The organism is Acinetobacter sp. YH01025 (assembly GCF_013420185.1).
GTDB classification, from domain to species: domain Bacteria; phylum Pseudomonadota; class Gammaproteobacteria; order Pseudomonadales; family Moraxellaceae; genus Acinetobacter; species Acinetobacter indicus.
In genome coordinates this window covers 95,962-117,770 of record NZ_VOYR01000003.1, presented here as the reverse complement: position 1 = coordinate 117,770, position 21,809 = coordinate 95,962, and the positions used below count along the sequence as shown (strand labels likewise).

Below are 21,809 nucleotides of genomic sequence, written 5' to 3'. Positions count from 1 at the left end.
AGTGAGTTATTGGCGAATCTGGCCATCTCCAAACACCACCCATTTTTGCGAGGTCAGACCTTCAAGACCGACTGGGCCGCGGGTGTGGATTTTATCGGTAGAAATACCAATTTCCGCCCCTAAACCATATTCAAAGCCATCGGCAAAGCGGGTAGAGGCGTTAATCATCACTGAACTGGAATCAACACGGGCCAGGAACTGACGCGCCAGACTGAAGTTTTCAGTAATAATGGCATCGGTATGGTGTGAGCCATATTTATTGATATGGGTAATCGCTTCATCCAGACCCGACACCACTTTAATGGCCAGAACCGGACCCAGATATTCGGTATACCAGTCGTCTTCGGTAGCCGTTTGAACGCTGTCGCCTAAAATGCGCTGGGTTTCGGCGCAGCCACGTAGCTCGACCTGTTTTTCCGCATACAGCTCGGCAATACGTGGTAAAAACTCATCTGCAATGGCTTCATCCACCAACAAGGTTTCCATGGCATTACAGACGCCATAACGATGGGTTTTGGCATTCAGGGCAATCGGTAGGGCTTTTTGCAAGTCAGCCTGTGCTTCGACAAAGACATGACAGTTACCATCCAGATGCTTAATTACTGGAATACGGGCTTCATTGGTAATGCGCTCGATTAAGCCTTTACCGCCACGTGGCACAATCACATCGACATATTCCGACATGGTAATTAACTGGCCTACAGCAGCACGATCTGGGGTATTGATGACCTGTACCGCCGTTTCTGGCAAGCCTGCAGTTTTCAGACCGTACTGAATGGCTTCGGCAATGGCTTTATTCGATTCCAGCGCTTCTGAACCGCCACGTAAAATAATGGCATTGCCTGATTTTAGCGCCAGCGAAGCTGCTTCTAAGGTCACGTTCGGACGTGATTCATAAATCATGCCGACTACACCCAAAGGCACACGCATTTTACCAATCTGGATGCCCGACGGACGATAGGCCATATCGGTAATTTCACCAATCGGGTCAAGCAGGCCAATTACATCTTTCAGGCCCTGTAACATGCCTTTAAAGCGCGGGGGAGTCAGTTCTAAGCGATCAAGCAGGGCGCTATCCAGATTGTTGTTGCGACCTTTGGTCATATCAATCTGGTTGGCAGCTAAAATTGCTGTTTCACTGTTTTCAAGCGCAGTGTAAATAGCAGATAAAGCATGGTTTTTTGTTTGGGTAGAAGCACTTGCCAGAACTGCGGAAGCTTGGCGCGCTTGTTGTCCTACCGTTTGCATATATTGTTCAATAGACTCGTGCATAGCGGTTTGATCACTTAGAAATTTCTCCTCGATATTAACAGTCTAGGTCGGGACAATGAAGCAGTTTGATGGAATTTTCCGCAGGAAAGCCGGAAAAGCGCTAAACATTTTGAAATTGTTTCCTGTTTAAAAGCAGACAAGTGGTTGCAGAAGAGGTTGCGTGTCAAAACGACACCTGTATAGAATGAAACACGATGGACATTGAAGTCATACAAATAACAATGAAAGAGCAGGATGCGATTTTTGCTCAATTTTAGAAATCATCTCTTGCACAATAAAAATAAGCGCGAGAATGGAGGAAAGGAATATGAATTCCATTATCCAAATGGACTCGGAAGTCGGGCAGTCAAGTGCTCACTTTGGTTTTTTTGATCTTTACGATAAGCACAGTTTCAAACAGCCAGCGCGTACAACCTGGATTGACGGTTGGAAGATTGAATACATGGCGATTGCTCGCCCAGACACCTTGCACATGACGCCGATGGTGATTATCGGGGGCGCTTTTCAGAATTTTAACTCCTATAAATACTGTGTTGAACAACTGTTTGATGCCGGCCCGATTATCCTGATTGATTTACCTTCCATGGGCGCCAACCAGCAAATCAGCAATATTGATAGCGGCGTATCTGCCGGTACGCTGGAGCTGGAAGATCTGGCAGCCATGCTCGGTCGCTGGCTGGATATCGTTGGCTTGAGTCAGGTCGCGGTATTGGGCATGTCCCTCGGTTCTGTGGTGGCATCCTGCCTGGCACATCAGCGTCCGGAACTGATAGACCGCATGATTCTGATGGGTGTCATGCAAAAGACCCGGAAAAGCTGGCGTATGCTGCTGGAAGAATCGCTGCATTTAATGAAAGAGCAGCGTATGGATGAGTTTGGTCAGGCGGTGATTTTATATCTGGTCAATCATGCCAAGCTGGAAGCGACCCGCATGTCGCCAACCGCCAAGCGGCTGTTCTTCCGGCAAATGGCCGAATTCACCGCCACCGAACAGGAACGCTATGATATCAATTGTAATCGTCTGCTGCGCCTGACTCACGTTCCTATTCCGCAGTGCAAGGTGCTGGTGGCCTGTGGCCAGTATGACAGTTTTACCTTGCCACATGAAAATGCCAATTTTGCCCTGCAATGTCCGGACATGGAATTTGCCATGATTGCCAATGCCGACCATGTGCCGCAGTTGCAGCGCCGTAAAGAAACCATGCGCCTGTTTGCCACCTTCTTAAGAGATGAACCAATTCAGTCGCTAGAAGGTATTATCCCCATGACCCGTGCCCAGCTCTTGACCATGGAGCGCCGTGGAGAAGAACGCATTGCCGTGCAGCAGCCATTTAGTCAGTTAACACACCGTCATTCCGATTTAAGTTTTGCCACGGAAATTGTCGATCTGAACTTTTTTGGCGTATTGCTACGTTTTGAAGACGGAGAGGCAGAACGGGCCGCGCAGTATGAGCGTGATTTAGCCCTGACATTAGAAGATGAAGAGGGTAGTTTCCAGATTGAGTGCCTGATTTTTGAAGTGCAGGATCAGCAGATTCGCGCTTTATTAAAACATGGCAGCTTTGATATTGCCGAGCGTTTGCTGCGTTATATCCAGCGTCAAAAAGGTTGTCTGGCAGCAATTGCCTAAATTGAGGTGTCTAAAAATAAAACAGCGCAAAGGCGCTGTTTTTTTATGGGCTGATGAGGCTCAGAACTCTCTTTTAGGCACTGGGCTGTTTATGGCAGGCGTGCAGCACCCAGACAATATCACCCAAATGTTCTTCAGGGGCGGGCAGGTCCGGAGTGTGGAAATAGTGCTGCGGCTGCAGAATATCGACCCGCTCAAAACCGCTGGCTTTAACAAAGTCACGGACTTCACCCGGACTTTGAAAATGAAAACTAAAGGCGCTGCGAGACATGACTTTCAGTAATTTACTGCTGGTCCACATAAAGCTGGCCAGTTTGTTTTTCACCGGTTCAGGATAAATATCACTCAAGTAATGCAGTTCCTGAAAATGTTGTCCATATTGATAAATCCCATGCAGCAGTTTGCTGAGCATCGGCTTGTCGAAATAATTGATTAAGCCTTCACTAATAATTACCAGCGGTTGCTGCGGGTCAAAATGCTGAAAAATCTGGGCAAATTCTTCACTGAAAATATCGGCACTCAAGACTTCCGGTGCCTGCTGGTCCAGTTGTTGCAAGGCGGCGGTTTTCACCTTGGCCATATCCGGTAAATCCAGCTCGCGGTAATTCAGTTCCGGATATTTCTGGCGGAAATTCCAGCTCCGTGGGGACAGGCCGCAGGCAATTTCCAGCACCTGGGTACGAGGATTGCGGGCAATCAGCTCGGTCAGTTGCTGGTCAATAATGGTGTGGCGTTCTTTCAGGGTGGTGCGCATACTGCCACCGACATATTTTTCGGCCCAGCTTTCCAGCGGATGGACCAATTTGGCCAGAAACTTGCCTTTTGAAGTAGCAAATACCGGATGCGAGATGCCCATTTGAAACCAGATATAGCCGGTATAGTGGGCAGTAAAGGATATATGGCGATGTTCGGAAAGCGGTTGGCTCATGCAAGGTCCTCTATTCTTTTTATTTATTCGGGGTGGATTTATGTATTTGCATCATAAAGAAAAAGGAACAGCTTGTCCTGTTCCTTTGTCGGTATTACTGGCCGCTGTCTTTAAAGCGGACAATACGGTCGCGTACTGCTTGCCATTCCGGGCCGAGCTCGAGTACATCACCAATTTGAATTTCTGGAATCTGGCCACGCATACGGGCTAAACGGGCCTGATTTGGTAACGGTAAATCCTGAATGCCGTCCAGTGCCAGACAGGCGGCGGCACGGTCATTACAGACCAGTCCCATATCACAACCGGCGTTTAAGGCCGCTTGAATGCGGGCATCGGCACCACCTGCCACACAGGCGGCCTGCATGCTTAAATCATCCGAGAACAGCACGCCATCAAAATTCAGCTGTTGACGTAGCACGGTCTGAATCCAGTACGGAGAGAAACCGGCCGGGTTCGGATCGACCTGATCATAAATTACATGCGCAGGCATTAGGGCATCCAGTTGGGCTTGCAGCTGGATAAAGCTTTGCATGTCTTTTTGCTGAATCTCTGCATAAGAACGTGAATCAATCGCAGCGGCCACATGCGAATCGGCCTTGACCGAGCCATGACCGGGGAAATGCTTGCCGGTGGTGGCCATACCAGCACGCTGCATGCCACTTAAGAAGGCGCGTGCCAGTACGATAATATCGTCCATATTGCGGGCAAAACTGCGGTCGCCAATGACATCGCTGATGTCATTTAAATCCAGCACCGGGGCAAAACTGAAATCAATACCGACCGCTAATACTTCGGTGGCCATCAGCCAGCCGCACTGTTCAGCCAGCTCGACCGCCAGTTCCGGCTGCTGCTGATACAGCTCGCCAAAACGGCCCATGGCCGGCAGTAGGGTGAAACCCTGTTTTAAACGCTGCACCCGGCCGCCTTCCTGATCGACTGCAATTAAAATATCCGGACGTACCTGACGCATATGATCGGTCAGGGCGCGTACCTGCCGCGGTGATTCAATATTTCGACCAAATAAAATGACGCCACCGACTTGCGGAGCTTGTAAGAGTTGAATATCTTCTTGAGTAAGTGCTGTGCCAGCGATGTCGAGCATCAATGCGCCAATCATATCGGTTCCGGATTCAAATTTTTATCGAAAAACAATACCTGAATTCTGCAATGATTTGCTACATTTTGTCAGCACAGAATATGATAAAACTACACGACATAAACAGATTAAGTTGTTTAAGATTTTGAATCTGCTTGATTCGTCGCTAAGCAACCTTGTACTACTGGTCGAAAACCAAGGAAATACACATTATTTATGAAACTTCAAACGATAGCTTGTGCAGTTGCCGTGGCAACTGGGGGATTCTTCTTTAGTCACGCAATCAACGAAGCCATTGCTGCCAATAATACTGCTGCTGTTTCCAATACCATTGTTCCAACCCGGGAACAGGCCTTGGTGTCACGCCAGTTAGCGACCTTGGTTGACCGTCAGCATTACCTGAACCAGCGTTTAGACAGCAACACCTCCAATCGCATTTTTGATTTTTACATCGATAGTCTGGACCCGGAGCACACCTTGTTCCTGGCCGATGAAGTCGAACAGTACAAGAAAAAATATGGCGCCAATTTTGGAGCCGCCTTAAAAGCCGGTGATTTATCGGGCCCGTATCAGATTCATGCGCATTATCGTGAACGCATGCAGGCCTTCTATCAGTTTATGCTGGCCGAGCTGAAAAAACCGCAGAATTTAAAACAGCCGAATGTCACCATTGAGCTGGATCGTGAAAAAGCGCCGTTCTTTAAGACCCAGGCCGAGCAGCGTGCCCACTGGCAAAAAATGCTGGTGTCCCAGCTGATTAACCTGACCATCAGCAAAGAAGAAGAGCAGGCCAAACAAAAAGCCCTCAAGGAAAATCCAGAACTGGCCAATGGGCAAGATTTATCCGGCCCGGAAGATATGACGCCGGTGGAAACCCTGACCAAGCGTTATACTCGTCAGCTGGAACGCATGAGCCGTCTGAAAAGCGACGATGTGCTGGACAAAACCTTAAATGCGATGATGCTGACCTATGATCCGCACAGCAACTATTTCCCGCCTGTTGATGCAATGGAGCTGAACCGTCAGACCACCTTGCAGCTGGAAGGGATTGGGGTGTCGATTCGTCCGGATCGCAGCAATGAAGATTACACCAAGATTGAAACCATTGTTGAAGGCGGACCGGCGAGTAAATCTGGTCAGGTCAAATCTGGCGACCGGATTATTGGTGTCGGTCAGGATGGCGAGAAAATTGTGGATGTGATTGGCTGGCCAAGCAATGAAGTGGTCGGTCTGATTCGCGGTAAACGTGGCACCAAAGTGACCTTGCGTTTACTCGGTCCGGGTGCCTCGATGAGTCAGGCACGTACCGTGACGTTGGTACGTGACATTATTCAGGAAGAAGATGCCGGGGTGCGTAACCGAACCGTGCAAATTCAACGTGATGGCAAAACCTATACCTATGGCGTGATTGAAATTCCATCATTTTATCTGAACTATCGGGCGCGCCGTGCCGGGGTGGAATACCGTTCGGTATCGGAAGACACCAACAATGCCTTGAAAACGCTGGCTGCCAAAAATGTCGACGGGATTATTGTCGATTTACGCAATAACCCGGGCGGCTCACTTGAAGAGGTGGCACGTATGCTGGGTCAGGTGATTAAATCGGGTCCGGTAGTACAAATCCGTGATGGCAATGGCAACGTGAGTGTGTTTGAAGACAATGATGGCGGTGAACAGACCTATGCTGGCCCGCTAGCAGTCCTGATTAACCTGGCCTCGGCTTCTGCCAGCGAGATTTATTCAGCCGCGATTCAGGATTATGAGCGCGGTATTGTGATTGGTAGCACAACCACCGGTAAAGGGACAGCACAGGTGCAGCTGGATACCTTGGCCTATGGTCAGGCCACGCTCACCCAGCGTAAGTTCTACCGGATTACCGGCGGCAGTACCCAGAACAAAGGGGTGATTCCGGACATTAAACTGGTAGATATCTACAATGAAGAATTTGGTGAGCGTAAGGCCAAGAATGCGCTGAAGTGGGACACCATTGCCACCGCACCATTTAAACGTGAGGGTGTGGTGCAGTCTTATGTGCCGCAACTGGCCAAATCTTCGCAGACCCGGGTCAGTATTGATCCGCAGTTCAAGTATCTGACTGAGCGTAAAAATATTGCCAAACAGGCAGAAGAGCGCAAAACGGCGGTGCTGGATTTAGATCAGCGCCGTGCCGAGCTGATTGAGCTGGAGCGTAAAACCTTAGCCGCTGAAAACGTACGTCGTCAGGCGACCGGTTTGGCACCGTATCCAAACTGGGAAAGCTATCAGGCCTCACTGGAAGCGCAAGCCGAGTCACGGGCCAAAATGAAAGCCAACCAGCGTCCACCACTGCCGGAAGAAGAAGTCTTTGTGAGCGAAGCGGCCAATGTGTTACTGGATTATAGTCAGTTACAATCAGGCACAGCCAAATAAGACCTTGGATGTGAGAAAAAGGCCGGTAGATGTACTGGCCTTTTTTGATGCGCTTGAGTTGAATGGCTCAAAAGGCAGATGAGCCGGCAAATCAACATAAAAAATGACGGTTTTCAGGGCGGAAAAACCGCATTTAGGCTTGACCTCAATGCGATAGTATAAGATTCTAGTTTGAGTTTTAATTCCTTGTTTTATTGTTATCTTTTAAAGCGGCAAATTCATGAGTATTTAGCGTTGAGTATAGTAACAACAAAAAAATAACCTATACGGAAGCTTTTTATGGTTCATATTCATTATGACTTTAGCCTGGTGGTAGGTTCAATTGCGGTTGCAATTCTGGCCAGTTATCTGGCTATTTCAACCCAGCAGTTCCTGCTCGGGGGAATCCGCCAGAAATCTGAAAAAGCCATGCTCTTGCTCAGTGGCCTATGCCTTGGCGTTGCTATTTGGGGCATGCATTTTGTCGGGATGCTGGCTTGCCAGTTACCAGCCAATTACGCGTTTAATCTGCCGCTAACCATTTTTTCTGGTGTTATTGCCTTTATTGCTTCCACCTTTGCCATCTTGCTGACCACCAAACCCACCCTGCCTTTTGCCCGTCTGGTGATTGGGGCGGTGTTAATGGGACTCGGCATTTCCGGCATGCACTATACCGGTATGCTGGGCATGGTCGTAGAGAATCATCGGACCTATTATGATCCGCTACTGGTGGTGTTTTCGGTGCTCATTGCCATTAGTGGTTCCGGCCTGACCTTCTGGCTGGCGTTTCGTTTTAAAAATACCTTGCTTTACCATCGTCACTATAAGGTGATGATTGCCATTATGATGTCGCTGGCCATTGTCGGGATGCATTATACCGGCATGGCCTCGGTGTCTTACTATCCGATTGATACAGAACGTCTGGATGCGATCTATAAAACCGGTAATGGCATCTTGCTGTTTACCGTGATTTTTGTGACCAGTCTGGTGATGGTTGCCGCCTTTAGTGTGGCCGTGCTGGAGCAGCGTCTGGAAGAACGTAACCGCCAGCTGTCGCTGGTTAACCGTGAGCTGGCCAATCAGGCGGTGCAGGACAATCTGACCAAATTACCGAACCGTTTATATCTGGCTGAATATGCGCATTTGCTGTTTAGTGCCCAGCGCATCAATCAGCAGAATGTCGCGTTTTTATATATTGATCTGGACCGTTTTAAGGCGGTGAATGATGTATTTGGCCATCATGTTGGTGATCAGTTGCTGATTCAGCTGACCACGCGACTGCATCAGCAGCTGAAATCGCAGGAAAAATTATTAAGAATCGGCGGTGATGAATTCTTGCTGGTGCTGGAGCAGGCCACGGTTGAGGATGCGATTCAGGCGGCAGAAAATGTGCTGCACAGTGTACAGGACAGTTTCCTGATTGCCGGCAAGAGTATTAATATTTCGGCCAGTATTGGTATTGCTATGTACCCGGAGCACGGCAACAACCTGCAAGATGTACTGATGAATGCCGATGCCGCCATGCTGACTTCAAAATATCAGGGCCGTAACACCTATTCGGTGTTTAATTACAGCATTGACCAGCAGGAAACCAAAAGCCAGACCAAGCTGTTAAATGATTTATATAAAGCTGTCGATGAACAGCAGTTTATTCTGTTTTACCAGCCCAAATTTACCACCAGCACCCAGCAGATTTGTGGCGTTGAAGCATTAATTCGCTGGATGCATCCGGTGCATGGTCTGCTGACCCCGAATATGTTTATTAAAGGTGCGGAGAAGTCCGGCCTGATTATCCAGATGGGCTATTGGGCCCTCGAGCAGGCCTGCAAACAGATTCAGCAATGGGAACAGCAGGGACTGAACCTGTTTCCATTGGCAGTCAATCTGTCGGCGGTGCAGTTCGAGCATAAACATTTGTTTAGTACCTTGGAAACCTTATTCTGCCGTTATGCGATTGACCCGAGTCATCTCATGATTGAAATTACCGAAACCACTGCCATGCATCATGTGGAATCGAGTATTCGCAGTTTTAGGCGCTTAAGAGAAATGGGCGTGAAACTGGCGATTGATGATTTTGGCACGGGCCATTCCAGTTTCCTGTATTTAAAAGACCTGCCGGTGGATGAGCTAAAAATTGACCGCGCATTTATTAAAGACCTGTATCGCGATTCCAAAGAAGAAATGATTCTGGAAAGTATTATCCAGCTGGCGACCAAACTGGGATTGACGGTTACCGCAGAAGGGGTGGAAACGCCATTACAGGCCGAAATTCTGGCGCGTTTGGGTTGTCAGCAATTACAAGGTTATTTGCTGTCGATGCCGGTTGAGGTCGAGCGTTTGGAAGACTTGCCGCAAGTACAAAATGAAATTATCGGGTCTGATTAAGGTACTGTTTTTAGATAGCCAGATGTTTAAAAAATCACGGTCGATGTTGCAAGAAAAAATGGTTTAAAAATGGATGCCAGATGACATCTATTTACCTCACATATTAAAAACGATAACGAAGCGCGAGCTGTGCATTCAGTGGGTCGCTCATCATATTGGAATCGTTCCCCTCACCATGTCCTGAGACAAAATAATCACGGTCAAACAGGTTATTCAGATTTAGTGTTACATCATACTGCGCGGTCTGATAACCCAGCGCGGCATTGAAAACCGCATAGCCCGGCAAGACATTTTTATTGTCCGGCGCACTAAAGCGGGAGGATTCTGCCCGGCCACCCACCGCAGCAAACCAGTGCTCATCCAGTTGATACTTTAACCAGAGATTGGCGCTGTTTTTGGGCGTTAACGCGGCCTGTTTGCCGGCCAGACCGATGGTCGATTTTTCAATTTTTCCATCCATATAGGCATAACCCGCCAACAGTGATAATTGATCGCTGAGCTGACCGGTCAAGGACATTTCAACGCCTTGCGTGCTTTGTTCCCCAGCCAGCATCGCCAGCGGCGGATTACTGTCCGGAATTTTATTTTGGATATTGCTCTGCGTCATTTCAAACACGGCCAGAGTCATATTCAGTCGATCATTGATGTCCCATTTGGTCCCGACTTCCAGGTTTCTGGTTTTGGTTGGTTTCAGGTCAGCACTGTTGCTATAAAACACGAATGAATCTGCAAGTGGCTGGAAGGACTGATTATAGGCGGTATATAAGGATAAATTTTTGGTCGGTTGATAGACCACGCCCAGGCGAGGGGAGAGGGTCTGGTCATTGCGCTGGATGCTGCTGTTATTTTTCTGATCATGCCTGTATTGGGAAAGATGATCATAACGTACCCCGGCCAAAACCTTGAGCTGTTCATTCAGGCTGATCAGGTCTTGTACATAGACGGCATAATTTTCAAATTCGCTGGCGGTATTGACTCTTGGAGTGGCAGAGGTATCGACCGGTGACCAGTGCGGCAAGACCGGATCATACAAATCGGTCGTGGCTTTTGACCCTAACCAGAATATTTCATCTTTGTGCTGCTGGCTGTATTCCGTGCCGATTAAGGTGTCGTGTTTGATTTGACCAGTATGAAAGACGCCAGATAATTCATTCTGCAAGAAGATGCCATCTTCATCGCGCATGCGTTTAATCTGGCTGAGCGTGACCTGATCTACTGCCGGACTGGCGTTGCTGTATTCCCGGTCCAAGGCATAATTATAATGCCGGGCGACACCGCGATATTTCAGCTGATCATTGAACTGATGTTCTAGCGTAACCGTCTGGCTGGACACTTCAGTATCGACATTGCCTACATCTTTTGCGTTGGATGCGCCATAGAATGTTTTTGGATTGGTACGTACCGGTTTACCGGTCAGCGGGTCCATGGGAAAGCCCTGATCGGCCAAACGGTCATCGTGCAGGTAATCGGCTTGCAAGAGCAGAGTGGTTCGATCTGAAATATCCCATTGCACAGACGGTGCTACAGTTTCCCGATTGACGAAACTCTGATTGCGATAGCCATCTGAGTGTTCAAGCGCACCGGTCAGACGGACTTTGAGCTGGTCATTGAGAGCATCGGCAAAATCAAGTTCGGCACGTTTTTGCCCCAAGCTGCTGCCGATCAGGCTGATTTCATGCAGTGCTTCATCCAGGGGCTTTTTATTGATCCGGTTGATCAGCAGGCCGCCTGCTGAACCCCGGCCATATAACACCGAACCCGGCCCTTTTAGCACTTCCACCCGTTCTACATTCGACAGATCACGATAATACAGCGCATCATCGCGTACCCCATCGACATACTGATCGGAAATAGCCGAAAAGCCGCGAATCATGACCTGATCACGCTGGCCATCTCCGACGCTAAAACTTAAGCCTGTTACATTCTGCAATGCGCCTTGAAGGGAGGTCACATTCTGTTCTTTTAAGACTTGTTGCGGAACCACATTCACAATCTGAGGAATATCTTTCAGTGGTACCATACCTTTGCTGGCGGTGGAGGCTTGCTCTACTTGCGTTTTCAGGCTAAGGCTTGCGCTGTCATCAAGCTGAGTGAAGACAGCAAAAAAAGAGAAGATTTCATAACATGCTCTGGATGGACCCCGAAAAAGTGCATGCAGTGTGGGGAATAAACAGTCTGCTGTAAATGATATTGAATATCACTATCTATTGATAATAATTATTATTTAATTGGCTTTAATGAGATATTTAAATCAAAAATATCCGCAGAGAGGATGCTGATTTTCCCTGATTTTTCCAAATGATAAAGAAATATGGGGAGTTCTGTTCTGCGGTGAAAAGCCTAAGTCTTTTAAAACTAAATAGATGGTGATTTTGAAAACTTTTATCGCAAAGTCGCGATCTCCAGATACTTTTATTTTCCACTTAAAATTTAAACCGATTCCGGCCCAAGTGCTCTAATGATTGTTGGCTGAAATCTGCTACAATTGCGCCAATTTTAAGTTATCCCTTCACGGCTTGGATTCACATGAAAATGTGTGTCGCAAACTGTGTATATATTGAAGATTTCCCTTATGTTTAAAGATCAACTCGCGAAAGAAGTCGCGGCGCGCAGGACCTTTGCGATTATTTCCCACCCCGATGCCGGTAAAACCACCATGACAGAAAAACTGCTGTTATGGGGGCAGGCGATTCAGGTGGCGGGGATGGTGAAAAGTCGTAAATCGGATCGGGCGGCGACCTCGGACTGGATGGAAATGGAAAAAGAGCGTGGGATTTCGATTACCACCTCGGTCATGCAGTTCCCGTATAAAGACAAGATGATCAACCTGCTCGATACCCCGGGGCACGAAGACTTCTCGGAAGATACCTACCGGACCTTAACCGCAGTAGACTCGGCACTTATGGTGATTGACGGGGCCAAAGGTGTCGAAGACCGGACCATCAAACTGATGGAGGTGTGTCGTATGCGTGACACGCCAATTATCTCTTTTGTCAACAAAATGGACCGTGAAATCCGTGAGCCTTTAGAGCTGCTGGATGAAATTGAAAACGTCCTGAAAATTAAATGTGTACCGATTACCTGGCCGCTGGGCACCGGGCGTGATTTTGCTGGCGTGTTTAACCTGCTGGAAGAAAAATTTTACGTCTATAAAGCCGGTTTTGGCTCGACTATTCCTGAAATTGAAGTGCGTGATGGCTATGACCATGCTGACCTGCGTGAAAAAGTCGGTGAACTGGCCTGGGCGGCATTTGAAGAATCTTTAGAACTGGTGCAAATGGCCAATGAACCGTTAGACCGTGCAGAGTTCCTGGCGGGTCGTCAAACCCCGGTACTGTTCGGAACTGCACTGGGTAACTTCGGTGTTGACCATGTCCTGAATGCTTTTAGCGACTATGCGCCACCACCAAAAGCACATCCGACTCAGGACCGTGTGGTCGAAGCGACTGAAGAAGGTTTCACGGGCTTTGTCTTTAAAATCCAAGCCAATATGGACCCGAAACACCGTGACCGGATTGCCTTTATGCGGATCTGTTCAGGCAAATATGAAAAAGGCCTGAAGATGAAGCATGTGCGTATTGGTAAAGATGTGCGTATTTCTGATGCTTTAACCTTCCTGGCCGGTGACCGTCAGCATCTGGAAGAAGCATGGCCGGGCGATATTATTGGTCTGCACAACCACGGTACCATCCAGATTGGTGATACCTTCACCTCGGGCGAAAACTTGCAGTTTACCGGTATTCCGCACTTCGCACCGGAAATGTTCCGCCGTGTACGTTTAAAAGATCCGCTAAAATCGAAGCAGCTGCAAAAAGGCTTAAAAGAGCTGTCGGAAGAAGGGGCGACCCAGGTATTTATGCCGCAAAACAGCAATGACCTGATCGTGGGTGCGGTCGGTGTGCTGCAGTTTGAAGTAGTGGCTTATCGTCTGAAAGAAGAATACAAGGTCGATTGTATTTACGAGCCGGTCAGCATCAACACGGTACGCTGGGTCTCTTGTGAAGATGAGAAGAAATTCAACGAGTTCAAGAAAAAAGCCCATGACCAGTTATCGGTTGATGGTGGCGGTCATCTGACCTATCTGGCGCCAAGCCGCGTCAACTTGCAGTTGATGCAGGAGCGTTATCCGGACATCGTGTTCCGTAACACCCGCGAACACTAAAGGGTTATCGCCGTTAAAACAGCTTCTTCGTGAAGCTGTTTTTCTAGGATGGGGAAAATTTCAGGAAGAGAGAACCACAATGCAAACAAAAATCAGTTTTATCGCTTGTGCCGTGCTGGCACTGTCTTTGGGGGGCTGCGACTCATCTTCCCAGAACAATGAATCGGCTGAAGATGCGCGTCCTGAAAAAAATATCTTCCAACAGGAAAAAGCCGAGGTGCTGCCATTCCTGCAGATTAAGCAGCAGCCGGCAGAGATTGCTTTGCCATTTTGTGAAAAGAAAAACTGTATTGATCTGGATATTCAAACCATTCAGACGCAGGATCCATGGCTGAACCAGTGGATTGCCAAAAGTCAGGCCAAGGTGATTCAGGACCAGATCGGGCTGAAACAGGACATGAGCCTGCAGCAGGCGGTGAATGCCTATGTAAAAAAATCTGATGCCTGGCAGGCCGAGTTTGCCAAAAATCCGGCCTATGAACTGGCGCTGTATACCCGGCTAGCCTATCAGCGCAACCAGTATGTGTTATTGCAGATTGGGGTGGATAGCCATCAGGAAACAGTAAAAGTTAAAGAGCGTTATTATTTTTTCGTGGCTGATCGTCAACAGCAGCAGGCTTTAACCGCACTGGATATTATTCAGCCCGAGCAGCAAACTGCGATGCATGCAATCGTGCAGCAGGCCTATCAGCAATGGCTGAAAGAACAGAGTGCAGAGGTACAAAACACGGCACCGAAAACCTTATATTGGGGACAGGCCGACTGGTTCTTTGATCATGAAGGCATGGGGCTGCATTATCGCACCCATGAAATTGTGAAAGATGGAACACAGCTTGATATTTACTTAACGAAAGCACAAACTCAACAAGTTGTAAAAGCTGAAATTTATTCGCGCATGTTTTAATAATCAGAACATCCGCTTTGAATCTGGGATGCACAAAAGGCAATAAAGGTTATTCAATGTTAAAGCAAAAAACAGCATGGGTGATGAGTGTCTTGGCCGTGTCCATGGCATTGACCGCATGTCAGCCCAAAAATAATGAACCGAAACAGGAACAGCAGGCGCAGGCTGCAGAAGTTGAACAGCAGGCGCTAAAACTGATTGGCGAGCCGGAAAAGCTGCAGCTGAACTTGCCGGAATGTGAAGGCAAGAACTGCCCCGAGCTTTCTGTTGAGCGCTTGCAGAGTAACCAGCCTTTTGTCGATGAGCAGATTGATCAGTACATTCTTAAAGAACTGAACCAGACCCTGGAAATTGCCCCGGCAGATAAACCTCTGAATGTTGAAGCACCAGCCTCTGCGGCAGAGCCAGCTTCCTCGGCACAGGCACTGACGCAAATTCCAACGCCAAAACAGAAACTGGAACAGCAGGTGCAGCCCTTTATTGCGGCCTTCTTAAGTCTGGATCAGGAAATCAAGGCGCTGAGTGCCAATCATCAGATTAGCCTGATGATTAAACCAAAAATTTTAAACTCGGAAGGGCCGCTGGCCACCGTGGTGGTAAATAGCAGCAGCTATCTGGGCGGTGCACATGGCGCTACTGCGCAAACCTATTTTAATTTTGATCTGGAGCAGAAAAAGCAGGTCAAACTGGCTGACATCTTGCAGCCGAAGCAACGAGCCGCTTTGGAAGCTGCCGCCTATGAAGCCTTTAAGCAATGGGTGGTAGACAGCAAACTGGCCAATAATGTTGCCGAGTACGAGCAGGCCTGGAAATTCAAGCTGTCGGATAATTTCTATCTGGGGCAGCAGGGCCTGATTCTGCAATATGCTGAATATGAAATTGGTCCGTATGTGGTCGGTTTGCCACGGCTGATGATTCCTTATACAGAGCTACAGCAGGTATTGAAAAAACCGTATTTGCCGGCACCCGAAGCGCCAGCCAGCGAAGCCACTACAGCAGCTGCGTCCAGCGCTGACGCGAAAACCATCTAATGGCATTGGCACTGTTTGATACCCATACCCACTTTGATGTGGCGGATTTTGATGCCGATCGGGAGCAACTGGCCTATCAGGCGAAGCAGGCGGGTGTCGAACAGCTGATTTTAATTGGCTTTGTGCAGTCGCGTTTTCAGCAGTTACTGAATACCCATCAATGGCTGAACCGGTTAAGCCAAGCGCCGCGAAGCCATCTGGCACCGGGATTACATCCGTTTTATATCGAGCAGCATCAGCCGCAACATCTGCTGGATGTAGAACAGTTATTGCGTGAACAGGACTGCGTTGCGGTTGGTGAAATTGGCCTGGATACCTTTTTAAAGCAGCATAAACAGCCCGAGCTGTATCAGAAACAGCAAAAGTATTTTACCGCCCAGCTGGAGCTGGCACACCAGTTTCAGCGTCCGGTATTGCTACATATTCGTAAATCCCATGCCGATGTGCTGGCGCTGCTAAAACAGCAGAATTTTAGCTATGGCGGAATTGCCCATGCCTTTAGTGGCGGTGTTGAAGAAGCCAAAGCCTTTATCAAACTGGGTTTTAAAATTGGCGTGACCGGACAAATTACCAATCCGAATGCCAAGAAACTGCATCGGGTGGTGCAGGAATTAGGCCCAGAACATCTGGTGCTTGAAACCGATTGTCCGGATATGACACCGCTGTGCTGCCAGTCCTCGACCGAGCAGCGCACCCGCAATACGCCGGCCAATTTGCCTTATGTACTTGAAGGGCTGGCGCAAAGCCTGCAGATGGAGCAGACAGCACTGGCTGAGATGATCTGGCAAAATTCGTTACAGGCTTTACATCTGGCCTAAAATTTAAATCTCTCGCTGATGTTGCGCCGTGCAAAAATCCTCCAATCTCACACGCCATGTGAAAAAACCGTTAAAATAAGCCCTCCTGTATAAGATTTGATTGTGCAATGACTGAACTGCTCCAAGATGATGAATATGACCGCCGTTTTGCCGGTGTTGCTAAAATTTATGGTGAGGACAGCTTTCAGTATTATGCCAACAGTCATGTCATGGTGATTGGTATCGGCGGGGTCGGTTCCTGGGCGGTTGAAGCCTTGGCGCGAACCGGTATTGGTGAGCTGACCCTGGTGGATATGGATGTGGTGGCCGCTTCCAACATCAACCGGCAATTACCGGCCATGAGCAGCACTTTGGGCCATGAAAAAATTGAAATTATGGCCGAGCGTTGCCGTGCTATTAATCCACGCATCAAGATCAACCTGATTGATGATTACCTGACCCCGGACAATGTCAAAGACCTGCTGGCGCATACGCCCGATGTGGTGCTGGACTGTATTGATGATGTCAAAGCCAAGCTGGCGCTGATGCTGCATTGCCGCTTTAATAAAGTGCCGCTGATTGTGTCTGGTGGTGCCGGCGGTAAACTCGATCCGCTGAAAATTCGTGTGGCTGATTTATCTAAAACCGAACAGGACCCGATGCTGGCCAAACTGCGTGCCCAGTTGCGTAGCAAAGGCATTTGTAAAAAGCCGAAAGAGAAGTTCGGGATTACCTGCGTCTATTCAATTGATAATCCGTTTTCCAGTGCCGATGTCTGTGCCAGTGCCGGGCTGCGCTGTGGTGGCTATGGTTCGGCGGTGGTGGTTACTTCCAGTTTTGCGATGGTGGCCGTGGCCGAAGTTCTGAAAAAACTCGATCAGCTAAAAGCCAAACAGGCATAATCCGGTTACGATCTGATTCTAAAAAAAGCCCTCAATTGAGGGCTTTTTGTTGATCTTTTAAGGCTGAACAGCGTGTTCCTGCAGATAGTTTTCAGTACGCTGCATCGCGGCCTGAATATTCTGAATAGCCACTTCTACATCTTTTAAGGTCTTGGCATTACCACCACTTAGCGCCTGACGCCATTTGCGTGCGCCCGGTAAGTTCTGGAACAGGCCCAGAATATGACGGGTGATAATCGACAGCGGTGCACCTTCAGCCACGCGCTGTGCGATATATGGCATCATCTGCTGCATAATCTCGAAACGGTCCGGGAGGGGCAGATTCCAGAAATGTCCCAGCTCGGCCAGTAAATACGGATTGTGATAGGCTTCGCGGCCAATCATCACCCCATCGACATGCTGTAAATGTGCCTGTGTTTCTGCCAGGGTTTTAATGCCGCCGTTAATTTCAATGATCAGCTCCGGGCGATCCTGCTTTAAACGGTAAACATCTTCATAGCGTAAAGGTGGCACTTCACGGTTTTCTTTGGGTGATAGGCCTTGTAACAGTGCAATCCGGGCATGCACGATAAAATTATTGCAGCCGGTTTTGGCAACGGTATCGACAAAATGCAGCATTTCTTCATACGAATGCATGTCATCAATCCCGATCCGGTGTTTAACCGTCACTGGAATATCCACCGCATGGCGCATTTCTGCAATACATTCTGCCACCAGATCAGGCTCGGCCATCAGGCAGGCACCAATTTTATTGTTCTGCACGCGGTCACTTGGGCAGCCGACATTCAGGTTAACTTCATCATAGCCCCAGTCTTGCGCCATTTTGCTACAAGTGGCCAGATCTTGAGGATTGGAGCCGCCGAGTTGCAGCACAATTGGATGTTCTTCCTGATTAAACTCCAGATGGCGTTTGGCATCACCATGAATAATGGCGCCGGTGGTGACCATTTCTGTGTATAAAATCACGTTTGGATTAAACAGACGCGCAAAGAAACGATAATCCCGGGTGGTCCAGTCCATCATGGGGGCCACGGAAATTCTTGGCAGTTGGATATTTTCAAGCGTATTTACATTTGACATTCAACAGCAAACCTTGCAACGACGGGAAACAAAACTGAGGCGCTATTCGCACAGATCGGGCAGCACAAGGCAGAGGGTTTTACTCACATCCACCGGGCGTGCAGGGGCGAGATAGTAGCACAAAATCCGGCTGACGAAAAAAGATTGTTATTGGCTGTCCGCAGGCGTGCGGGTGAATATCCATATTTTAGCTTGCTGCTATTTTAACTGTTATATTGTTAAAATATAAATTATAATTATTGATATTAAGTTTAAGTTATTTTATAAATTAAATGAATACTCCCGAAAATGATCTTTAAATTCAATTAGAATATATAATCAAAATACATATAATCCTCTTAAGCAAAATAAAAATAATAAAATTAATTCACTGGAAAAATTGACAGTCAGTTCGCAAATTATAGTTATTCTTTGATTTGTTTAAAAAAATATGTAATTCCAATGTAACAAGACGCGCTTTTCTTGCAAAATATCTATTAAATACTACATAAAATTACGTAAAATCCTTCAATATCACTATATTCAGAATAATAAATGGATGATCGTATGCCCCAGTATATTAAACTTTCTGAAATAATCTATAGAAATGTCGAGCGAAATAAGGACTTTAGAGGAGATATTATCAATGATTTAAATATGTTAATGATTGAGCTGCGTGCTGAAATCAAAAAAACACGTCTTAAATTATTGGTCAATTGCATCGACTTTAATGAGCTGATGGTCAACCCTTTATATGCCAACGAGCTGAAACTGGACTTGAGCATTGTGCCGAAAAGCAGCAATAAAGAAGAGTTTATACTCTGGTTGGCGACATTTATTCAGAAAATTACCGTTGATGAAGATCAGCCGAAGACCCCAAAGGGAAAGAAGATCAAAGTGTCCTTAATGAGCTTAGAACCGCTGGATATTGCAGCCCCTCCACAGATCTCGAGTGACAAGGAGCTGGAGCGGTATCAAACGGCGCAGATTGCAGATTAAGGTGAGAGGAAAGCACTATGTACATCAAGTTTTAATCTGAATCTCATCCATCTATTCAAACAAAAGGGAAGCCATTGGCTTCCCTTTTGTTGATTCAGCTTGTATGAGTGCAGAACAATTAAGCCGGAATAGATTCTGCAATGGCTTCACGTGCCCAGACCCGGTTGTGACGAATCGCTTCTTTAAAGCCTTCCGCCACATTCTGGAAACTGGCATCGCTAAATACGCCTTCATCTGGTGGTAGACGCAGATGCTCCAGCAGTTCGGCTTTATCGCCTAACAGTACCACCGGTTTTAAATGCTTATAGGCTTCAATCACATAATGGCAGGCCACACCATCGCGCTTAAAGGCATCCAGATTGTTGCCATCCAGCACAATCACTGCATCATACAGCACTGAAGGTTCGGCCTGCTGCATCCCATCGGATGGAATCATGTCATCTTCAATGGTGGTGGTTGGGGCAGGGGTGGGCGTCAGAAAATCCAGCATCACATTTTCTTTTAAGGCCCATTGATGAATCGGCTCAATATTGTCGGTGGCGGCATGGGGATGTACCAGTACCGCGATTTTACGGCCTTCAATATTCGGCGGTAAAAATGCCGTCATGGATAACTTGGCTGAGGTTTTTTCCTCGGGTAGATCAGGCGGCAGCTGGCTTTCATCTAGTGCAATGCCGAGTTTATCGGCGACCATTTTGGCCAGATTGGCATCAATATTGGCCAGCATATTGTGCACCACACGCTCACGGATAGGTTTGCGCTGCACTTTACTCAGCTCAAAGACATAGGCATCGACCACGTGTTTCTGTTCAGGCAGGCTCAGGCTTTTGAAATACAGACGCACCTGCGAAAAGTGATCGCTAAAGGATGGACTGCGCTGACGGATTTTATGCCCGTCAATGCGTTCCTGATAGCTTTCAAAACCGCCACCTTTGGCTGCGGGTGGGGTTTCTCGTGGCCAGTCATTGTCAATCGAGTTGGGCTGATACGCCGCCTGACCGCGATGAACCCGGCTCTGATGGATGCCATCGCGCTGGTTATTGTGAAACGGACACACCGCCTGGTTAATCGGCAGCTGATGGAAGTTCGGACCCCCTAAACGGCTGAGCTGGGTATCGGTATAGGAGAAAATCCGCGCCTGCAGCAGTGGGTCATTGGTGAAGTCGATTCCCGGCACAATATGCGCCGGACAGAAGGCGACCTGTTCGGTTTCATCAAAGAAATTGTCAATATTGCGGTTGAGCACCATCCGGCCAATCGGAATGACCGGCACCAGTTCTTCCGGAATCAGCTTGGTCGGATCAAGCAGGTCGAAGTCAAAGCTCATTTCATCTTCCTGCTCCACAATCTGCACACCCAGTTCCCATTCCGGATAGAAACCGTTCTCGATGGCCTGATACAAATCGCGGCGATGATAATCCGGGTCTTTCCCGGCAATTTTCTGTGCTTCATCCCAGACCAAGGCGGCCATACCCTGTTTCGGGGTCCAGTGGAATTTCACAAACACCGATTTGTTTTCGGCATTAATAAAGCGGTAGGTATGTACGCCAAAGCCCTGCATACTACGGAAGTTTTTTGGAATACCACGGTCGGAAATGGCCCAGATCACCGCATGTGAGCTTTCTGGCACCAGCGAAACAAAGTCCCAGAAGGTGTCATGTGCACTGGCACCGGTTGGAATTTCGGTATCCGGTTCCGGTTTTAAGGCATGCACAAAATCCGGGAATTTCATGCCATCCTGAATAAAGAACACCGGGGCATTGTTGCAGACCATGTCATAAATGCCTTCCTGGGTATAGAACTTGATGGCAAAGCCGCGAATATCGCGTACCGTATCTGCCGAGCCGCGCGGCCCTTGTACGGTCGAGAAGCGTACAAAGACTGGCGTTTTATGTTCTGGGGTAGTTAGAAAATGGGCTTTGGTATATTTTTCATTGCCCGGATAGGCTTCAAAATAACCATGCGCACCGGTGCCACGCGCATGCACAATACGCTCCGGAATCCGTTCATGGTCAAAGTGGGTCATTTTTTCATGAAAAATAAAATCTTCGAGCAGGGTGGCCCCGCGAATGCCAGCTCTGAGGCTGTTCTGGTTATCGGCAATTTTAACGCCCTGATTGGTGGTGAGCGCCTGTTGTGTCGCATCACTGCGATACGGGTCTAATTGAACGGATTTATCATTACTGTTCTGTCGGTTTGCCGCATCTGCGCCGGCCATTTCACTCGGTTGTTGATCTTTTTTCATTGTTGCTGTTC

Annotated in this window: 14 protein-coding genes and 1 pseudogene; 9 read left to right on the top strand and 6 right to left on the bottom strand. The window is 48.0% G+C overall.

Annotation, left to right across the window (positions count from 1 at the left end; genetic code table 11):
* Nucleotides 1-6: 6 nt before the first annotated feature.
* The gene (locus tag FTT89_RS04615) at nt 7-1,272 is read right to left on the bottom strand and encodes a glutamate-5-semialdehyde dehydrogenase (RefSeq protein ID WP_104473752.1); all 1,266 of its coding nucleotides are present in this window, start codon (nt 1,270-1,272) and stop codon (nt 7-9) included.
* A gap of 307 nt (nt 1,273-1,579) precedes the next feature.
* Between FTT89_RS04615 and FTT89_RS04610 the strand changes: the two genes are divergently transcribed.
* Nucleotides 1,580-2,902, top strand: a complete 1,323-nt coding sequence (locus FTT89_RS04610; RefSeq protein ID WP_168384211.1) for an alpha/beta fold hydrolase — start codon at nt 1,580-1,582, stop codon at nt 2,900-2,902.
* 73 nt (nt 2,903-2,975) lie between these two features.
* On the opposite strand, the gene FTT89_RS04605 is transcribed toward FTT89_RS04610, so the two are convergent.
* Nucleotides 2,976-3,830 carry a class I SAM-dependent methyltransferase gene (locus FTT89_RS04605; protein ID WP_075167439.1) on the bottom strand — a complete coding sequence of 285 codons (855 nt, stop codon included), beginning with the start codon at nt 3,828-3,830 and terminating at the stop codon, nt 2,976-2,978.
* A 94-nt stretch (nt 3,831-3,924) separates the two neighbouring features.
* Nucleotides 3,925-4,947: a beta-N-acetylhexosaminidase gene (gene nagZ, locus FTT89_RS04600; RefSeq protein ID WP_016658574.1), complete on the bottom strand. Its 1,023-nt coding sequence runs from the start codon at nt 4,945-4,947 to the stop codon at nt 3,925-3,927.
* A 195-nt stretch (nt 4,948-5,142) separates the two neighbouring features.
* Between nagZ and FTT89_RS04595 the strand changes: the two genes are divergently transcribed.
* Both FTT89_RS04595 and FTT89_RS04590 read left to right on the top strand, forming a co-directional pair.
* The gene (locus FTT89_RS04595; protein ID WP_016658575.1) at nt 5,143-7,335 is read left to right on the top strand and encodes a carboxy terminal-processing peptidase; all 2,193 of its coding nucleotides are present in this window, start codon (nt 5,143-5,145) and stop codon (nt 7,333-7,335) included.
* Between the two features lie 279 nt (nt 7,336-7,614).
* The gene (locus FTT89_RS04590) at nt 7,615-9,699 is read left to right on the top strand and encodes a bifunctional diguanylate cyclase/phosphodiesterase (protein WP_180172727.1); all 2,085 of its coding nucleotides are present in this window, start codon (nt 7,615-7,617) and stop codon (nt 9,697-9,699) included.
* A gap of 103 nt (nt 9,700-9,802) precedes the next feature.
* Here the strand turns inward: FTT89_RS04590 and FTT89_RS04585 are convergent.
* A pseudogene (locus FTT89_RS04585) lies at nt 9,803-11,767 on the bottom strand (TonB-dependent receptor); the annotation flags it as partial.
* Between the two features lie 504 nt (nt 11,768-12,271).
* Between FTT89_RS04585 and FTT89_RS04580 the strand changes: the two are divergent.
* The 5 genes from FTT89_RS04580 (at nt 12,272) to FTT89_RS04560 (ending at nt 17,495) form a co-directional block, all read left to right on the top strand.
* Nucleotides 12,272-13,861 carry a peptide chain release factor 3 gene (locus FTT89_RS04580; RefSeq protein ID WP_005180132.1) on the top strand — a complete coding sequence of 530 codons (1,590 nt, stop codon included), beginning with the start codon at nt 12,272-12,274 and terminating at the stop codon, nt 13,859-13,861.
* 79 nt (nt 13,862-13,940) lie between these two features.
* Nucleotides 13,941-14,765 (top strand): hypothetical protein, encoded by an 825-nt coding sequence (locus FTT89_RS04575; RefSeq protein WP_075174642.1) that lies wholly within the window; start codon nt 13,941-13,943, stop codon nt 14,763-14,765.
* Between the two features lie 56 nt (nt 14,766-14,821).
* A complete protein-coding gene (locus tag FTT89_RS04570) occupies nt 14,822-15,796 on the top strand; it encodes an RsiV family protein (RefSeq protein ID WP_168382350.1) in 975 nt (324 codons plus the stop codon).
* The gene (locus FTT89_RS04565; protein WP_180006604.1) at nt 15,796-16,614 is read left to right on the top strand and encodes a TatD family hydrolase; all 819 of its coding nucleotides are present in this window, start codon (nt 15,796-15,798) and stop codon (nt 16,612-16,614) included. Before FTT89_RS04570 ends, FTT89_RS04565 begins: the two co-directional genes overlap by 1 nt.
* A 107-nt stretch (nt 16,615-16,721) precedes the next feature.
* Nucleotides 16,722-17,495: a ThiF family adenylyltransferase gene (locus FTT89_RS04560; protein WP_160240966.1), complete on the top strand. Its 774-nt coding sequence runs from the start codon at nt 16,722-16,724 to the stop codon at nt 17,493-17,495.
* Between the two features lie 57 nt (nt 17,496-17,552).
* On the opposite strand, the gene dusA is transcribed toward FTT89_RS04560, so the two are convergent.
* Complete coding sequence (dusA, locus tag FTT89_RS04555; RefSeq protein ID WP_168407025.1) at nt 17,553-18,575, bottom strand: tRNA dihydrouridine(20/20a) synthase DusA; 1,023 nt, start codon at nt 18,573-18,575, stop codon at nt 17,553-17,555.
* Between the two features lie 546 nt (nt 18,576-19,121).
* Between dusA and FTT89_RS04550 the strand changes: the two genes are divergently transcribed.
* Complete coding sequence (locus FTT89_RS04550; RefSeq protein WP_168384215.1) at nt 19,122-19,553, top strand: hypothetical protein; 432 nt, start codon at nt 19,122-19,124, stop codon at nt 19,551-19,553.
* A 118-nt stretch (nt 19,554-19,671) separates the two neighbouring features.
* Here FTT89_RS04550 and katE read toward each other — a convergent pair whose 3' ends face one another.
* On the bottom strand, nt 19,672-21,798 hold the full coding sequence (gene katE / locus FTT89_RS04545) for a catalase HPII (RefSeq protein WP_016658604.1): 2,127 nt from the start codon (nt 21,796-21,798) through the stop codon (nt 19,672-19,674).
* Nucleotides 21,799-21,809: the final 11 nt, after the last annotated feature.